The sequence below is a fragment of the Salipaludibacillus sp. CF4.18 genome (assembly GCF_051262595.1).
GTDB classification, from domain to species: Bacteria; Bacillota; Bacilli; order Bacillales; family Salisediminibacteriaceae; genus Salipaludibacillus; species Salipaludibacillus neizhouensis.
Window position 1 is genome coordinate 1 of sequence record NZ_JBIMEV010000157.1, and the last position, 574, is coordinate 574.

Annotated in this window: 1 pseudogene; it reads right to left on the reverse strand. The window is 40.9% G+C overall.

The features are described from left to right. A pseudogene (locus tag ACHABW_RS25955) lies at positions 1-470 on the reverse strand (IS21 family transposase); the annotation flags it as partial. Positions 471-574 lie beyond the last annotated feature (104 nt).

A 574-nucleotide genomic window follows, 5' to 3' on the forward strand; every position in this document is an offset into this window, starting at 1 on the left:
GGAAAGGACACCACCAAATAAGGTAAATCAATGATTTTCGATTGGTATTTAAAAGATGCTGTACCAAAGTCCACTTGAGCCGTTCCAGGGATAGACTCTAGTGGAAGAGCTGCCCCTTCTTGATAATCTTTCAACTCCTTTTTCCGTTTCGAAACGTAGTCACGGACAGATCTCTCAGAGCCTGTGAAACTATGAAACTTTCCCAACTGCTCATACATTCTTTTAGCTGTTCTATGATTCTTCCTTTTCTTCTTCAGATCTTCACCAATCCATTTATCTATGATAGGTTTCACTGGATCCATTACTCTTGCTTTCCTCTTTTGTGGCAACTTCACTTGAAACTCTTCTTGATTGGCATATTTCCTTACTGTACGTGGGTCCACTTCCACCCTGGTAGCTACACTGGAATAATTATTCCCTTTCTGATTCACTTCGCGTCTGATATAATCAATCTGCGTCACTTCTAACATCTCCTAATTTCCTCCTGTCAAACGTTGTTGGTCCAACGAGGAGTTTAAAGTTATTTAGAGAAGTTAGCAAGTGGCGTTTTTTAATTTATGATGGCCCCGCGGGG